Here is a 14,137-nt window from a genome sequence, read left to right as displayed (position 1 = left end):
TCAGCCTCCAAAAGACAGCTTCAGCACCGCGTAGACGCTGGCGGCGCCGATCGCGATGGCGAAGAAGGTGTTGCCCATCACGGCGAGGACCTTGGCCCCCTCCGACTGGACGTAGTCTTCGATGATGACCTGCATGCCGAGCCGCATATGGATGCAGGCCGACAGGATGAAGAGCAGCATCAGGATCGCGACGCAGGGGTTCGACAGAAGCGCGACCGCGGCCGGATAGGGCCGGCCGACCAGCGCGATGACGATACCGACGAAGATGATCGTCAGGATCAGGTTCGAGACGGCGGTGACGCGCTGCAGCCAGAAATGACCGGTGCCGGACTTGGCCGAGCCGAGGCCGCGAACGCGGCCGAGCGGGGTGCGCATCGAGGAATTGGACAGCATGGCGGGGCTCCTCAGCGCAGGACCAGGGCGGCGATCCAGATCAGGACCGTCAGGCTCACCGAGGCGACGAGCGTGAACTTCGCCATGTTCATCCGGGTTTCGGGCTCGTAGCCCTTGCCCATGTCCCAGACGAAATGCCGGAGACCGCCGCACATGTGGTGAATCAGCGAGAAGCTGTAGAGGAAGAGCACGAGCCGGCCGAGGAAGGAGCCGGCGATGGCCTGCGCCGTATCGAAGGCAGCCGGACCGGATGCAGCGGCGACAAGCCAGGCGGCCACCAGCACCGTGCCGAGATAAAGCCCCGTGCCGGTGACGCGGTGGGCGACGGACATCGCCATCGTCCAGGACCAGCGGTAGATCTGGAGGTGGGGCGAAAGCGGGCGGGCTTGGGGCTTGACCTCGGCCAATATCGTTCTCCGATCAAGCGGTCCGTCGACAAGGGCGGACCCATTTGGGATCATTCTAGAGTGACTGGTTGTCTAACGAAACCGTTCCGGCGCTGCAATGCGGCATGCGCATAACGAAGTTACAGATTCTGAAAATCGTCATTTTCTTACGAAAAGCTTACCGCGGCAGCAGCGCCCAGTAGTCGAAATCGAGAATCACACTGGAATCATACTGGTCTCCAGCCTTCAGCGGGAAATCCGCGCAAGGCCGGTTCTTCGTCGCGACCAGCCTGAGTCGCAATGCGCCGACATCGCTGCGCCCCGGAATCTCAGCGCTGCCCAGCACCTCGCTCCAGGCATAGACGGTGTCGCCGGCGAAGAGCGGCGCGACATGGCGCCCGCCATTGATCGCGGCGATGTGAAAGGCGTTGCCGAGTCCGTTGAAGGAGAGCGCCCGCGCCAGGCTGATGACATGGCCGCCATAGATCAGCCGCTTGCCGAAGCGGGTCCCTTGCGCCGCATGCGCATCGAAATGCACCCGCGCCGTATTCTGGTAGAGCCGGGTGGCGAGCTGGTGCTCGGCCTCCTCGACGGTCATGCCGTCGACATGGTCGATCCGCTCGCCGACGGCATAGTCGCTCCAGCGGAAGGCCGAGCCGGCGAGTGCATCGTCGTAAGCCGCAAGCTCGATCCGCGGGCAGCCCTCGCCGAGTTGCTCCGGCAGCACGGCCTTGGCCAGCTCCGGCACCTGCTCGGCATGGGCCGGCGTGCCGGGCTCGCGCTTGCGCACCAGAACCCAGCGCGCATAGCTCAGCACGATCTCGTTGCGCTGGTTGCGGCCGATCGAGCGGACATAGACGATGCCGGCATCGCCGGCAGAGGTCTGCTTCAGCCCGATCACGTCCGAGGTCGTCGAAAGCGTGTCGCCCGGATAGATCGGCTTGAGGAAGCGCCCATCGGCATAGCCGAGATTGGCGACGGCATTCAGCGAGACATCCGGCACCGTCTTGCCGAAGACGATGTGGAAGACCAGCAGGTCGTCGATCGGCGCCGTGGGATAGCCGATCGCACCAGCGAAAGCGTCCGAGGACTGCACGGCGAAGCGTGAGCCGTAGAGCGCCGAATAGAGCGCCGCATCCCCGGCCCGCACCGTGCGCGGCGTCGCATGGACGATGGTGTCGCCGAGGTGGAAATCCTCGAAGAAGCGGCCGGAACTGGTCTTCGGGCTAGAGCCGGGCATGCATCCCCTCCTGATCGCAGGCAAGTGTGCGTTGCAACCAAGGGCCACGTCCAGCCCCGACGAACGATCGAGCGCTTTGTCATTCCGGGGCGTCCCACAGGGACGAACCCGGAACCCACGGCTGGGCGCGACCTGTTGCACGAACAAAACGATCAGAGCGCTCGCCCAGTCGTGGGTTCCGGGCCTGCCGCGACGCGGCATCCCGGAATGACAAGCGTTCAGCCGATGATCGCAGCGAGCTTCGTCAGATCGACATTTGCGCCGCAGACGAGCACGCCGAGCCGCTCGCCCTTCGCCGGCTTGTAGGCGCCGCACAGCAATGCGCCGAGCGCCGCCGCTCCACCTGGCTCGACCGCGAGGCGGAAATCGCGCCAGAGCACGCCCTGCGCCTCGGTGATCGCCGCATCCGGCACCAGCGCGACATGATCGACGCTGTCCTTCGTCACATCGTAGACGAGCTGGCCGACATTGCGGGCACCGAGCGAATCCGCCGCCACCGACGCGACCTTGACCTCCACCGGCCCCTTTGCATCGAACGCCGCCTGCAACGCCCGCGAACCTTCCGGCTCCACACCGACGACCTTGACCTTGCTCCCAGTGAACCAGCTCGCGATGCCTGAGATCAGCCCGCCACCGCCAACCGCGACGAGTACCGTATCGAGATCGGGCTCTTGGCTGTCCCATTCGCGGCCGAGCGTGCCCTGGCCGGTGATGGTCTCCGCCGCCGCGAAGGGATGGATCTTGAGCGCGCCGGTCTCCGCGACGAAACGGTCGCAGGCCGCCTGCGCGTCGTCATATTGCGCGCCGCCGACCACGACATCGGCGCCGAAGCGCTTGATCGCCTCGATCTTGGCGGCGGGCGAGATCTCCGGCACGAAGATCGTCGCCTTCACGCCGCGCTTCATCGCGGCATAGGCCACCGCCGCGCCATGGTTGCCGCCGGACGCGGCCGAAACGCCGGCCGCCGGGACCGGCAGCGAGAGCAGATTGTTGAAGGCACCGCGCGTCTTGAACGAACCGGCATGCTGCAGGCATTCGAGCTTGAGCGAGACATCCGCAGCGGAGCCGAAAGCGCCGGTGCCCAGGCGCATCACGGGCGTGACGCGGGCATGGCCGGCGATGCGCGCCGCCGCTTCCTCGATCATCGTACGGGTGACGGGACGTGCGCTCATGACGATATCCTGCTCAGGCTCGGACACTGGACGATAGGTCCAGATCGCAATCGGAAGTCCGTGGCTATCGCGTCCCGGCGGATCGGGAAAGGGGCGTCCACGCCCGGTGGCAATGTGCCGGGCGACGACCAGCGCCGCCAGGGCATCGAGCAGATCATCGGCCGCGGCCCCGCGCGGCGGACGCAGGCCCGCCGTCTCTGCCGGAATACCAGCCGCGATCAGCAGGCTGCGACGCTCGGCCAAGCCCTCGGGATTGACGACACCCTTGATCTTCTTGGGGTGCAGCAGCGGCGCGCCCCGCATGGTGCGGAAGGCAAGCTCCGGATGAATCTCGAAGATGCGCTCGCGCAAACCGGGCTCTGATCGCAGCAGGCTATCGATCTCACGGATCTTCGGGAACAGGTGAAAACCCTGCTTCGAGACCTTTCGCGGCGGATCGGAGGCCGCAAGCGCCAGCGCGCAGGCCTCCCAATAGTCGGTCGCCTCGACCGCTCGGCGCGCCGGAATGGAAAAAACCGAGGACTGCCTGTCGCCGAGGAGCACCCGCACGGCCTGCTCCGGCCCACGCCCGGAACCCTGCACCCGGTCCGGCAGGCCGATCGGCATGTCCACCGCGACAAGATCCGGCACGATCTCGCCTGCGAACAGATCGGCAAAGCGGGGCACCACACGGATCAGCGGCGCTTCCGACCCCTCATCGGACGCAATGGCAACGATCCAGCCGCCCTTGCAACCGTCGACGCCGGCCAGCCACGCCATCCCGTTTCCTCCGCCTTTCGCAGCGCTGGCATTGCATCTGCGTTGGTCTACTGTGCACTGCAATACAAGCTGGCCCGTGTCAGGAGAGACCATGAGCACGATACGCCCCCGCCGCAGCGCCCTCTATATGCCGGGCTCGAACGCCCGCGCGCTCGAGAAGGCCCGCGAGATCGCGGCCGACGTTCTGATCCTCGACATCGAGGACGCCGTCGCGCCCGACGCCAAGGCGACGGCGCGTGAACAGGTCTGCGCTGCCGTGAAGGCCGGCGGCTATGGCCGGCGCGAGCTGGTGATCCGCGTCAACGGCGTCGGCACGCCCTGGTTTGCCGAGGATCTCGCCGCCGCCGCCGAGGCGAAGCCGCAGGCGATCCTGATCCCGAAGGTTTCCGCGCCGGAAACGCTGCACGAGGTCGGCAACCAGCTGAACGGCCTCTGGGCCGATCCCGCCATCGCGGTCTGGGCGATGATCGAAACACCGCTCGCCATCCTCGATGTCGAGCGCATCGCCCGTGCAGCGCGCGATCCCGTGACGCGCCTTGCCTGCTTCGTCATGGGCACCAACGATCTCGCCAAGGAAACGCGCGCCCGCTTCGTGCCGGGCCGCGGCCCGATGCTGCCCTGGCTGACGAGCGCGCTCCTCGCTGCCCGCGCCCATGGCATCGACATCCTCGACGGCGTCTATAACGACATCAAGGACGAGGCCGGCTTCCTGGCCGAATGCGAGCAGGGCCGCGATCTCGGCTTCGACGGCCGCACCCTGATCCACCCCTCGCAGGTCGCGGTCGCAAATGCGGTCTTCGCGCCCGACGATGCCGAGCTGACGCGGGCCCGCGCCGTCATCGCCGCCTTCGACCTGCCGGAGAATGCCGGCAAGGGCGCGATCCAGCTCGACGGCCGCATGGTCGAACTGCTGCATGCCGATATGGCGCGCCGGACGGTCGCGCTGGCGGAAGCGATCGCAGCGTAAGGGCACCTGTCATCCCGTGCGCGCTGCAGCGTGCAACGCTGCTGCGCAGACACGGGACCGTATGACGAGAAGGCGCCTTATTCTGAAGACGATCCCGTGTCTGCGCTGCGGCACTTCGCGCCGCAACGCGCACGGGATGACACTTTCCGTCAACGCAGATGACGGCTGCCGCAGGCGCTCAGCCCTTCTTCGCGGCCTTCGCCCGTTCGATCGCCTCGACGATCAGTTTCTTGGCCATGGCGGCATCGCCCCAGCCCTTGAGCTTCACCCACTTGCCGGGCTCGAGATCCTTGTAGTGCTCGAAGAAGTGCTGGATCTGGTCGAGCGTGATCTGGGGCAGATCGGTGTAGTTATGGACGTTCTCGTAGCGCTTGGTCAGCTTCGGCACGGGCACGGCAATGATCTTCTCGTCGCCGCCGCCCTCGTCCTCCATCAGCATCACGCCGATTGGACGCACCGCGATATAGGAGCCCGGAACCAGCGGGCGCGTATTGGCGACCAGCACATCGCAGGGATCGCCGTCTTCCGAGAGCGTATGCGGGATGAAACCGTAGTTCCCGGGATAGCGCATCGGCGTATAGAGGAAGCGGTCGACGAAGAGCGTGCCGGCCTCCTTGTCCATCTCGTACTTGATCGGCTCGCCCCCGATCGCCACTTCGATCAGGACATTGACTTCTTCGGGCGGGTTCTTGCCGATGGAGATGGCGTCGATGCGCATGCTGGAACCTGTCGCTTGGGAATTTTGCCGGGCCTTATGCAAGTTCGCGGCGAAAAGTCCAACCCCTTCCGTCGCGCCTTGCCACCCGACGATTTGCGTAGGCGCGCCCGCGCTGCTATCGGGCGCCCCATGAACAGCCCCGAGACCAGGCCGTGTTGAGCCGCCTGCGCCCCGACGAAGAGCGCTATGCCCGCCGCATGGCCCGCATTGCCCGCTGGGATCGGCCGATCGAAGGCCGCAGCCAGCGCCTGCGCGCCTGGACCAACATGCTGCTGGTCGACCACGGCATCTTCCGGCTCGCCTATCTCAACGCGCACCGCGTCACGCCGCGACTCTGGCGCTCGGCCCAGCCGGCGCCCGGCCAGATCGCGGCCTTCGCCCGCAAGGGCGTCAAGACCATCGTCAACCTGCGCGGCGGGCGCGAGCACGGCTCCTGGCCACTCCAGAAGGAAGCCTGCGAGCGCCACGGCATCAAGCTCGTCGATTACGTGCTGCGCTCGCGCGGCGCGCCGGATCGCGAGACGATCCTCGGCTCAAAGGCTTTCTTCGAGAGCCTCGACGAACCGGCCCTGGTGCATTGCAAGTCCGGCGCCGACCGGGCCGGCTTCTTCTCGGCGCTCTACCTGCTCGTCCATGAAGGGCGCCCGCTCGACGAAGCCATGCGCCAGCTCTCGCTGCGCTATGGCCATTTCCGCTTCGCCAAGACCGGCATCCTCGACGCCTTCTTCGAGGCCTATCGCCTTGAGGGCGAGACGAAGGGCATCGCCTTCCTGGACTGGGTCGCCACGATCTACGACCCCGAACGGCTGGAGCGCGAGTTCAAGCCGGGGCTGTTCTCGTCGCTGGTCGCCGACAAGCTGATCCGGCGGGAATAGCCCTACCGCACCGCCCCCGAAGCGGCGAGGCCGTCGGAGGGCGCCTCGGCGGCATCGTCGAGATGCAGCCAGATGAAGACGGTATGCGCCAGCGTTCGCAGGATCGAGATGGCGCCAATCGTCAGCAGCAATTCCGGCGACAGGGCACGGAACCACGCCATCGTGGCCACAATCGCAACCAGCGCGACGGCATTGATCGCGACCTGCCAGAAGGGCTGGCGCGACAGCGTCGCCACTTCCTGGAGCGGCCCGAGGACGGCAATGCCGATATAGAACGCCGCCAGCAGCGCGATGACCTCGCCGAGATCCTGCCACTGCGTCCCGATCAGCCAATGGTCGGCCACGAGCGAGACGACGGCGATGACGCTGAACAGCACGGTCGCGCCGACGGTCAGGCCAAGCGCCATGATCCGCGCCCAGAAGCGCCGGCGCGGACCGGCCTGCGTCCGCAGGCGGTTCAGCACCAGCGGGATCGACACCGTTCCGAACATCTGGCTCGGCATGTCCAGCAGGCGCATCGACAGCGCTACCTGCGCCGCAAGCACGGTATTGCTGGCATAGGGCAGCGCCAGGAGCGGCGCGATCGCGAACCCGTAGGCCAGCAATGCCGACGGCAGCAGGGCCCGCGGCGCATCCCGCCAGCGAATCGCGGCCTCGGCGAGGCTGCGCCAGGACCAGAGCACCGGCCGGACCAGCGCGGCGACGGAATCCTGCCGGCGCCGCAGCAGATAGGCCGCCGCCAGGACGTGGCCAAGCGCATCGGCCATGAACAAGGTCAGCGCCTTCGGCCCGAAAACCCAGATCAGAAGCAGCATGATCGCCGGCTGCACCACGGCCTGCACGACATTGCTGTTGCCGATGGCGCGGAAATCGCCCTCGGCCGTCGCCTCCGACCAGAGCAGCCGCAGCACCGAGCGCGCCGCCAGCGAAACCAGAAAGAAGAAGGCGACCGCCGGCGCGACCCAGCCGGTCACGGCGAGCCCGATCAGGACGACGGCGGCGACAGCGAGGAAGGCCACGCCGACGGCGGTCGCGAGCCGGAAGGCCAGGCCGAGCCGGGCGCGGTCGCTGTTCTGGAAGAACACCGCCTCCAGGCGCAGCAGCGAGGCGATCGAGATGAAGTTCGCCGCCGAGGAAAAGACTGCGAAGGCGGCGAAGACGAAGGGCGGGCACAGGGCCGCCGCGATGATCAGGCCCCAGACCGAGATCAGCCGCGCCTGGACGAAGCGCAGGCCGAGCAGGATCGCGGAGCCCAGATTCGAGCGCAGGACAGGCACCCGCCTCGCCACGAACCGGCGCCCGGCCGCGAGCGTCAGCCCCGGGCGTCCATGCGGCAGATGGGCCCGATCCATGGTGACATGTGCGGCCATATCGACCCCCGTCGTCGAAGCGTCGGACAGGCTCTCGCCTGCCATGTCCGCCGCATCGTCCGAGGGGTCTCGGCCGCGGGAGGCAGTCATGCTCGACGGGCCTTCTGCCGCGAAGGCTGCGTCAACATGGTTAATGAATGGTGAATTCCGCTCATCGCCTTCATCGGTGGCCGCATCGCGCGGCTTATGCCACGCGATGCAAGAACTGGACACCGTGTCGTTTTTTGGGCTCAGGCGAATTTTGTCTTGAGCGCCTCGAACCGTGCCAGCTGGTCCGGCAGCAAGGCGCGAGCGGCATCGCGCCGCACGAAGACCTTGAACATCACCTCGCCCGAGCCGTTGAAGAACTGCACCGAGCAGGCGCGCCGGCCCTGCGCCGTCGACCGGTCGACCAGATAGATCGCCCGGCAGTTCTCGGCCTTGATATGCCCGCCGATCGGGCTATCGCCATGGATGTTGTAATAGCCATGGCCGAAGCTGCCGACCGGCAGCGAGCCCTCGCATTCCAGCACGATGTCGGGCGTATGCATCAGGAAGAGCACCGTGCCCCAGGTCGCGAGCTCCTTCCAGACGTCCTCGAAGCGCTCGGGCGCCACGAGCTGACGCTGCGCCTCGGGCAGAAGCTCGAGCACGGCGCGCGTCGAGACCTTGGCCTCGCGTGCGATCGCCTCGATCAGGCCGTCCGGCTTGGCGGTAAACAGGGCACGCGCATGCTCCATCGGGTCCTGCGCGGTGATGTCGGCGGTCGTCATCAGCTTAAGGCCTCACTCGGCCGCCTGGCGCGGCAGATGCGGGTTGCTCTCGCTCAGCACGGTCTCGAAGCCCTCGAACTCGGGATGGCCGAGATAGATCGGCTTCGGGCGCGGCTGGCCGGCATTGCGATGCGATTCGCGGAACTGCTCGGACTTGGTCCAGACCGTGAAATCCTCCTTCGAGACCCAGCTCGTATGGGAGGAATAAAGCGTGTGGTCCTCCTTCTCCGGCCCCTTCAGCAGGTGGAAGGAGAGGAAGCCCGGCATCTCGTCGAGGCGGGTCTTGCGCGAGGACCAGACCGTCTCGAAGGCGGCTTCCTCGCCCTTGACGACCTTGAAGCGATTCATGGCGATGAACATCGGTAAACCCTGCATCTGGCGCGCCGGAAAACGGCGGAAACGAACATACCGGGCAATCGCCGCACCCTGCCCGACCACCTCCCGAAGAAGGTTTCGACCCGGAAATGCGCGTGAGCAGCGACCGACCGCCCGGCGCTATCGCCTGACGAGGCCGGCTGCGCCGTGGCGCTGCCCTTGACCCCTTGTAGTAAAGGCTAATATCAACGTCAATAATACCGCAAAGTTGTTCTTGTTTTGAATAAATACAAACAAGATCTACTTTGAATGGAATAATTTTAAACTGCACACAACCTTCTTGCTTGGGCATCTGCGGCGGTGAAATCCGCACTCGCCCGAATGGAGTTGCGACATGTCTCGCTCGCGCATCACCCAGGCGCATCGCGGCCTCCGGCAGCCGAACCGCCGCGAGATGACGGCGGCCCTCGCCCTGAGCGCGCTCGGCCTCGGCGGCCTCGGGCTCCCCGCCGCCCTGCCGGGCGCCGCGCTGGCGCAGACGCCGGATCGCATCGTCGTCGCCGGCGGCGTCATCACCGAGGTGATCTATGCGCTCGGCCTGCAGGATCGCATCGTCGGCATCGACTCCACCAGCCAGTTCCCGCCCGAGGCGCTGAAGCAAAAGGCCAATGTCGGCTATGTCCGTGCGCTCTCGGCCGAAGGCGTGCTCTCGCTGAGACCATCCTTGATCATGCTGATCGACGGAGCCGGCCCGCCGGACGCGGTGTCGTTGCTGAACGAATCCGGTGTGAAGATCGCGCGCATCAGCGATGGGCTGACTCCGGAGGGCGTGACCGCCAAGATCGCTGCGATCGGCACCGCGATTGGCGCGGCCGCTCCGGCCGAGCGCCTGGCAGCACAGACCAAGGCCCGCTTCGACGAACTCGACACGCTGCGTTCCGGCATTGCGAAGAAGAAGCGCATCCTCTTCCTGCTCTCGCTGCAGAACGGCCGCGCCATGGTAGGCGGTCGTAACAGCTCGGCCGATGGCATCATCAAGCTGGCTGGCGGCATCAACGTCGCCGACGCGATCGAAGGCTACAAGCCGATGACCGACGAGGCGATCGCCGCTGCCGCGCCGGACATGGTGCTGATGATGCGCAACAGCAGCGCCCATAACACCACGCCGGACGAGCTCTTCGCGATGCCCGCCTTCTCCCAGACCCCCGCTGCGAAGGACAAGCGGCTGGTTCATATGGACGGGCTCTACCTGCTCGGCTTCGGCCCGCGCACGCCGATGGCGGCGCGCGACCTGATGGCCGCGATCTACCCGGAAGCCGCGATCCCGCCGCTCAAGACCGCTGCCACCCCGTGACCCTCGCGGCACCGTCCCCGACTATGGCCACGACAAACCTGACGACGCTGATCGCGGGCCGACGCCGCACCGGCCTGCTCGCCGTCGCCGGGCTCACGCTGGCCTGCCTGCTCCTGACCATCGTCGCCATCGGCCAGGGCGCAATCCCGATCGCATCGGGCCGCGTTGCGGAGATCCTGATGGCGCGCCTGACGGGCGAGACCAGCCTGCTCGAAGGCCGCGACGTCCTCGTCGTGCTCAATATCCGCCTGCCGCGCGTGCTCCTCGGCCTGCTCGTCGGCGCCGCCCTCGCCGTGTCCGGCGCGTTGATGCAGGGCCTGTTCCGTAATCCGCTCGCCGATCCCGGCCTTGTCGGCGTCTCCAGCGGCGCCGGCCTTGCGGCGGCGGCCACCATCGTCCTCGGCGACCGCTTCCTCGCCGGCACCATGATGAAGCTGCCCTTCGCCGCCCTTCCGGCCGGCGCCTTCTGCGGCGGCCTGATTACGACGCTCGCGCTCTATCTCATCGCGACACGCGGCGGCCGGACCTCGGTCGCGACCATGCTGCTTGCCGGTGTCGCGCTTGGCGCCATGGCGGGCGCCCTCACCGGCCTGCTCTCCTTCATCTCGGACGACCGGCAGTTGCGCGACCTGACCTTCTGGTCACTGGGCAGCCTCGGCGGAGCAAGCTGGACGAAGCTTTCCGTGGTCGCGCCGATCGTCCTGCCGCTGCTCCTGCTGATGCCGCTGCTGGCCCGCGGCCTGAACGGCCTGATGCTCGGAGAGGCCGAGGCCTATCATCTCGGCATCCCCGTCCAGCGCATCAAGGCGCTGGCGATCCTGCTGGTCGCGCTTGCCGTCGGCGCCAGCGTCGCCTCGGCCGGAATGGTCGGCTTCGTGGGGATCGTCGTGCCGCATCTGATCCGGCTCTCGGTCGGCCCGGATCATCGGCTGCTGCTGCCGCTCTCGGCGCTCGGCGGCGCGATGCTGCTGGTCGGCGCCGATATCGTTGCCCGGCTGATCGTCGTCCCGGCCGAACTGCCGATCGGCATCGTCACCGCCACGATCGGCGCGCCCTTCTTCCTCTGGCTGCTCCTGCGCCGCACGAGCCTGATCGATGTCTGAAGCGAACCCGATCCTCTCCGGTCATGGCGTCAGCTTCCTCGCAGGCGGACGCAAGCTCGTGACCGATGCCAGCCTGCAATTGGTGGGCGGCAAGACCACGATCCTGATCGGCCCGAACGGCGCCGGCAAATCGACCCTGCTCAAACTCCTGACCGGCGAGATCAAGCCGGCCGGCGGCGAGATCCGCATCGCCGGCGACCCGCTCCCGACGGTGCCGGCCTGGCGTCTCGCCTGCCTGCGCGCGGTCATGGCCCAGCACGCCCGCCTCGTCTTCCCCTTCAGCGTCTACGAGGTCGCAAGCCTCGGCGTCGACGGCATCGGCCGGGCCCTGACGCGCCAGCGGCGCGAGGCAATCGTCGCCGAAAGCTTGGCCGCGGCCGGAGTGATCGATCTCGCCGGGCGGCGCTACCAGACGCTCTCCGGCGGCGAGCAGCAGCGCGTGCAGTTCGCCCGCGTGCTCTGCCAGCTCGAGGCCGGCCGCAGCATCGCCGAGCGCCAGGTGCTGTTCCTCGATGAGCCGATCGCCAGCCTCGATCTCTGCCACCAGCTCGCTTTGCTCGACATGGCCCGCGCCATCGCCGCGCGCGGCGTCGCCGTGCTGATCGTGCTGCACGACCTGAACCTCGCCGTGACCTATGCCGACCATCTCGTCGCGATGGATCAGGGCCGCATCATCGCGCAGGGTCCGCCGGCGCAGACGCTGGATGACGCCCTGCTGCGCCAGGTCTTCAAGGTCGACCTGACGCTGAGCCGCGCCCCGGCGCCCGGCCTGCCCTTCCTGCTGCCGCAGCAACATCGCGCCCGGCCTGCGGCGTAGGGCTCGGCTGCCCCCTTGTCATTCCGGGGCTTCGCGATAGCGAAGAACCCGGAACCCACGACCGGGTGAGCGGCCAGCAACCGGGCATCGGATGATCGACCCCGTCGTGGGTTCCGGGTTCGCGCCTATGGCGCGCCCCGGAATGACAAGGCGTTGCCCAAAGCTGCTGCGATCCAGGCGCCAAACAGTCCCCAGAGCGGGATTCACCGGCGATTCATCCTGAATCGCCGCTTCACCATATCGCTCAACCCGCGCTTCACGGCTGCGGCGCCACAACTCCCGCAAGTTTCCAGCGGGAGTTCCGACCATGCTCAGACATGTCGCCCTTGCCACCATCGCCCTGTCGGCAGCCAGCGCGGCCGCGCCGCCCGTGCAAGCGCGCGAGGTCGTCGGGATGCGCGACGGGCGCTTCGACCCCGGCACGATCGTGATCCGCACCGGCGAGCGGAAGCTCTATTACGTCACCGCGCCGGGCGAGGCGATCCGCTATACCGTCGCCGTCGGCAAGGCCGGCAAGCAGTGGCGCGGCGTCAAATATGTCGAGGAACTGCAGGTCGACCCAGCCTGGAGTCCGCCGGCCGAGGTCAGGCGGGACAACCCCCGCCTGCCCGACGTCATCCCCGGCGGCTCGCCGCGCAACCCGATGGGTGCGCGCGTCATCGGGCTCGGGCCGACAGGACAATACGCCATCCACGGCACCAACATGCCGAACACGATCGGCACCGCCGCGTCCTATGGCTGCTTCCGCATGCACAACCAGGACGTGATCGATCTCTATGCCCGCGTCCGGATGGGCACGCCGGTCGTCGTCCTGCCCTGAGGCGTCAGAGCGGCACGCCGGCAGGCATCGGCCGGCCGGCGAAGAACGCCTCGAGATTGCCGAGCAGCGTGCGCAGCTGGGCCTTCTTGGCGTCCTGCGAACTCGCGGCGACATGCGGCGTCAGCACGACGTTGTCGAGCTTGCGCAGCCGCTCCGGCACATGCGGCTCCTCGGCGAAGACATCCAGGGCCGCGCCGCCGACCCGCTTCTGTTCGAGCGCCGCGCAGAGTGCTTCCTCGTCGATGACGAGGCCGCGCGCAATGTTCACGACATAGCCCTCCGGCCCGAGCGCGTTCAGGACGGTATCGTCGACGGCATTGCGCGTCTCGGCGCTGGCCCGGACAGCAATCATGAGCACGTCCGCCCAGGTGGCGAGGCCGAGCAGGCTGTCATGGAATTGATAGGGCAGATCCGGCTTGGGCGAGCGGCTGTGATAGCCGACCTCCATCTCGAAGGCTGCCGCGCGGCTCGCGATTTTGCTGCCGATGGCGCCGAGCCCGTAGATGCCGATCTTGCGGCCGGCGAGATCCGGCGTATTCGACACCGGTTCGATCCCCCGGCCACTCCACAGGCCGTCGCGCACGAAGCGGTCGCCGCGCCCGATGCCACGCATCGCATTGAGCATGAGACCAACAGCGAATTCCGCGACGCTGCGCGCATTGGCATCGGCGGCATTGCAAAGCTGAATGCCGCGCGCCTTGGCCGCCGCGGCATCGACCCCCTCGATTCCCGTGCCATAGCAGGCGATCAGTTCGAGCTTCGGCAAGGCGTCCATCAGATCCGCACCGGTCCGGCGCCCGCCATAGGTCACCAGCGCACGCGCCTCTTTCGCCTCGACCGGAATCCCGGCCGCATCGTCGCCATGGACCGGTCCGATCACCGTGTAACTCTGCTTCAGGCTTGCAATCGCGTCATCGGCAAGGCGCGGCATCATCAGGATCGTCGGCTTCATCACAAGGCTCCGGGGAGATGCTGCATCGCAGCACCGCGCGGCATTTTGCTCAACCCATGCTGGTGTTGGCCCCGTCATCCCCGCCGCGCATTCCAACCTTCGACCAAAGATTGGTCCAAGTGGTTCCAAAATCTGGAAATCGCC

General features: G+C 67.2%; 15 protein-coding genes. 6 read left to right on the top strand and 9 right to left on the bottom strand.

Features of this window, described 5'->3' with window-relative positions; translation table 11 throughout:
- From sdhD to AC6RIC_RS02575, 4 genes are all read right to left on the bottom strand, one after another.
- Entirely contained in the window at positions 1 to 393 is a 393-nt protein-coding gene (gene sdhD / locus AC6RIC_RS02590; protein WP_454654529.1) for a succinate dehydrogenase, hydrophobic membrane anchor protein, read from the bottom strand.
- An 11-nt stretch (positions 394 to 404) separates the two neighbouring features.
- Positions 405 to 803, bottom strand: coding sequence for a succinate dehydrogenase, cytochrome b556 subunit (gene sdhC, locus AC6RIC_RS02585; RefSeq protein ID WP_454658917.1), 399 nt, complete (start codon positions 801 to 803; stop codon positions 405 to 407).
- Between the two features lie 154 nt (positions 804 to 957).
- Positions 958 to 2,019, bottom strand: coding sequence for a MaoC family dehydratase (locus tag AC6RIC_RS02580; RefSeq protein WP_499734980.1), 1,062 nt, complete (start codon positions 2,017 to 2,019; stop codon positions 958 to 960).
- Positions 2,020 to 2,237: 218 nt separating this feature from the next.
- On the bottom strand, positions 2,238 to 3,950 hold the full coding sequence (locus AC6RIC_RS02575; protein ID WP_499734979.1) for a serine/threonine dehydratase: 1,713 nt from the start codon (positions 3,948 to 3,950) through the stop codon (positions 2,238 to 2,240).
- A gap of 91 nt (positions 3,951 to 4,041) precedes the next feature.
- Here AC6RIC_RS02575 and AC6RIC_RS02570 point away from each other — a divergent pair, with 91 nt between their 5' ends.
- A complete protein-coding gene (locus AC6RIC_RS02570) occupies positions 4,042 to 4,917 on the top strand; it encodes an HpcH/HpaI aldolase/citrate lyase family protein (protein ID WP_499734978.1) in 876 nt (291 codons plus the stop codon).
- Positions 4,918 to 5,095: 178 nt separating this feature from the next.
- On the opposite strand, the gene ppa is transcribed toward AC6RIC_RS02570, so the two are convergent.
- A complete protein-coding gene (gene ppa / locus AC6RIC_RS02565) occupies positions 5,096 to 5,635 on the bottom strand; it encodes an inorganic diphosphatase (RefSeq protein WP_454654524.1) in 540 nt (179 codons plus the stop codon).
- A gap of 152 nt (positions 5,636 to 5,787) precedes the next feature.
- On the opposite strand from ppa, the gene AC6RIC_RS02560 reads away from it, so the two are divergent.
- A complete protein-coding gene (locus tag AC6RIC_RS02560; protein WP_499734977.1) occupies positions 5,788 to 6,510 on the top strand; it encodes a fused DSP-PTPase phosphatase/NAD kinase-like protein in 723 nt (240 codons plus the stop codon).
- 2 nt (positions 6,511 to 6,512) lie between these two features.
- Here the strand turns inward: AC6RIC_RS02560 and AC6RIC_RS02555 are convergent, their stop codons facing one another.
- The 3 genes from AC6RIC_RS02555 to hmuQ form a co-directional block, all read right to left on the bottom strand.
- On the bottom strand, positions 6,513 to 7,970 hold the full coding sequence (locus tag AC6RIC_RS02555; RefSeq protein WP_499734976.1) for a hypothetical protein: 1,458 nt from the start codon (positions 7,968 to 7,970) through the stop codon (positions 6,513 to 6,515).
- A gap of 140 nt (positions 7,971 to 8,110) precedes the next feature.
- Positions 8,111 to 8,632 (bottom strand): heme utilization cystosolic carrier protein HutX, encoded by a 522-nt coding sequence (hutX, locus tag AC6RIC_RS02550; RefSeq protein WP_499734975.1) that lies wholly within the window; start codon positions 8,630 to 8,632, stop codon positions 8,111 to 8,113.
- Between the two features lie 12 nt (positions 8,633 to 8,644).
- Positions 8,645 to 8,992, bottom strand: a complete 348-nt coding sequence (hmuQ, locus tag AC6RIC_RS02545) for a heme-degrading protein HmuQ (RefSeq protein ID WP_499734974.1) — start codon at positions 8,990 to 8,992, stop codon at positions 8,645 to 8,647.
- A gap of 349 nt (positions 8,993 to 9,341) precedes the next feature.
- On the opposite strand from hmuQ, the gene AC6RIC_RS02540 reads away from it, so the two are divergent.
- From AC6RIC_RS02540 to AC6RIC_RS02525, 4 genes are all read left to right on the top strand, one after another.
- The gene (locus AC6RIC_RS02540) at positions 9,342 to 10,301 is read left to right on the top strand and encodes a heme/hemin ABC transporter substrate-binding protein (RefSeq protein ID WP_499734973.1); all 960 of its coding nucleotides are present in this window, start codon (positions 9,342 to 9,344) and stop codon (positions 10,299 to 10,301) included.
- A gap of 23 nt (positions 10,302 to 10,324) precedes the next feature.
- Positions 10,325 to 11,404 (top strand): FecCD family ABC transporter permease, encoded by a 1,080-nt coding sequence (locus tag AC6RIC_RS02535; protein WP_499734972.1) that lies wholly within the window; start codon positions 10,325 to 10,327, stop codon positions 11,402 to 11,404.
- Positions 11,397 to 12,221 carry a heme ABC transporter ATP-binding protein gene (locus AC6RIC_RS02530; RefSeq protein ID WP_499734971.1) on the top strand — a complete coding sequence of 275 codons (825 nt, stop codon included), beginning with the start codon at positions 11,397 to 11,399 and terminating at the stop codon, positions 12,219 to 12,221. Before AC6RIC_RS02535 ends, AC6RIC_RS02530 begins: the two co-directional genes overlap by 8 nt.
- Before the next feature lie 307 nt (positions 12,222 to 12,528).
- A complete protein-coding gene (locus tag AC6RIC_RS02525) occupies positions 12,529 to 13,041 on the top strand; it encodes a L,D-transpeptidase family protein (protein ID WP_494580836.1) in 513 nt (170 codons plus the stop codon).
- A gap of 4 nt (positions 13,042 to 13,045) precedes the next feature.
- On the opposite strand, the gene AC6RIC_RS02520 is transcribed toward AC6RIC_RS02525, so the two are convergent.
- A complete protein-coding gene (locus tag AC6RIC_RS02520) occupies positions 13,046 to 13,993 on the bottom strand; it encodes a 2-hydroxyacid dehydrogenase (RefSeq protein WP_499734970.1) in 948 nt (315 codons plus the stop codon).
- Between the last annotated feature and the right edge of the window lie 144 nt (positions 13,994 to 14,137).

This window comes from Allobosea sp. TBD101 (assembly GCF_059817965.1).
The sequence above is the reverse complement of the archived record's forward strand: the minus strand, read 5'-3'. Positions and strand labels throughout refer to the sequence as shown.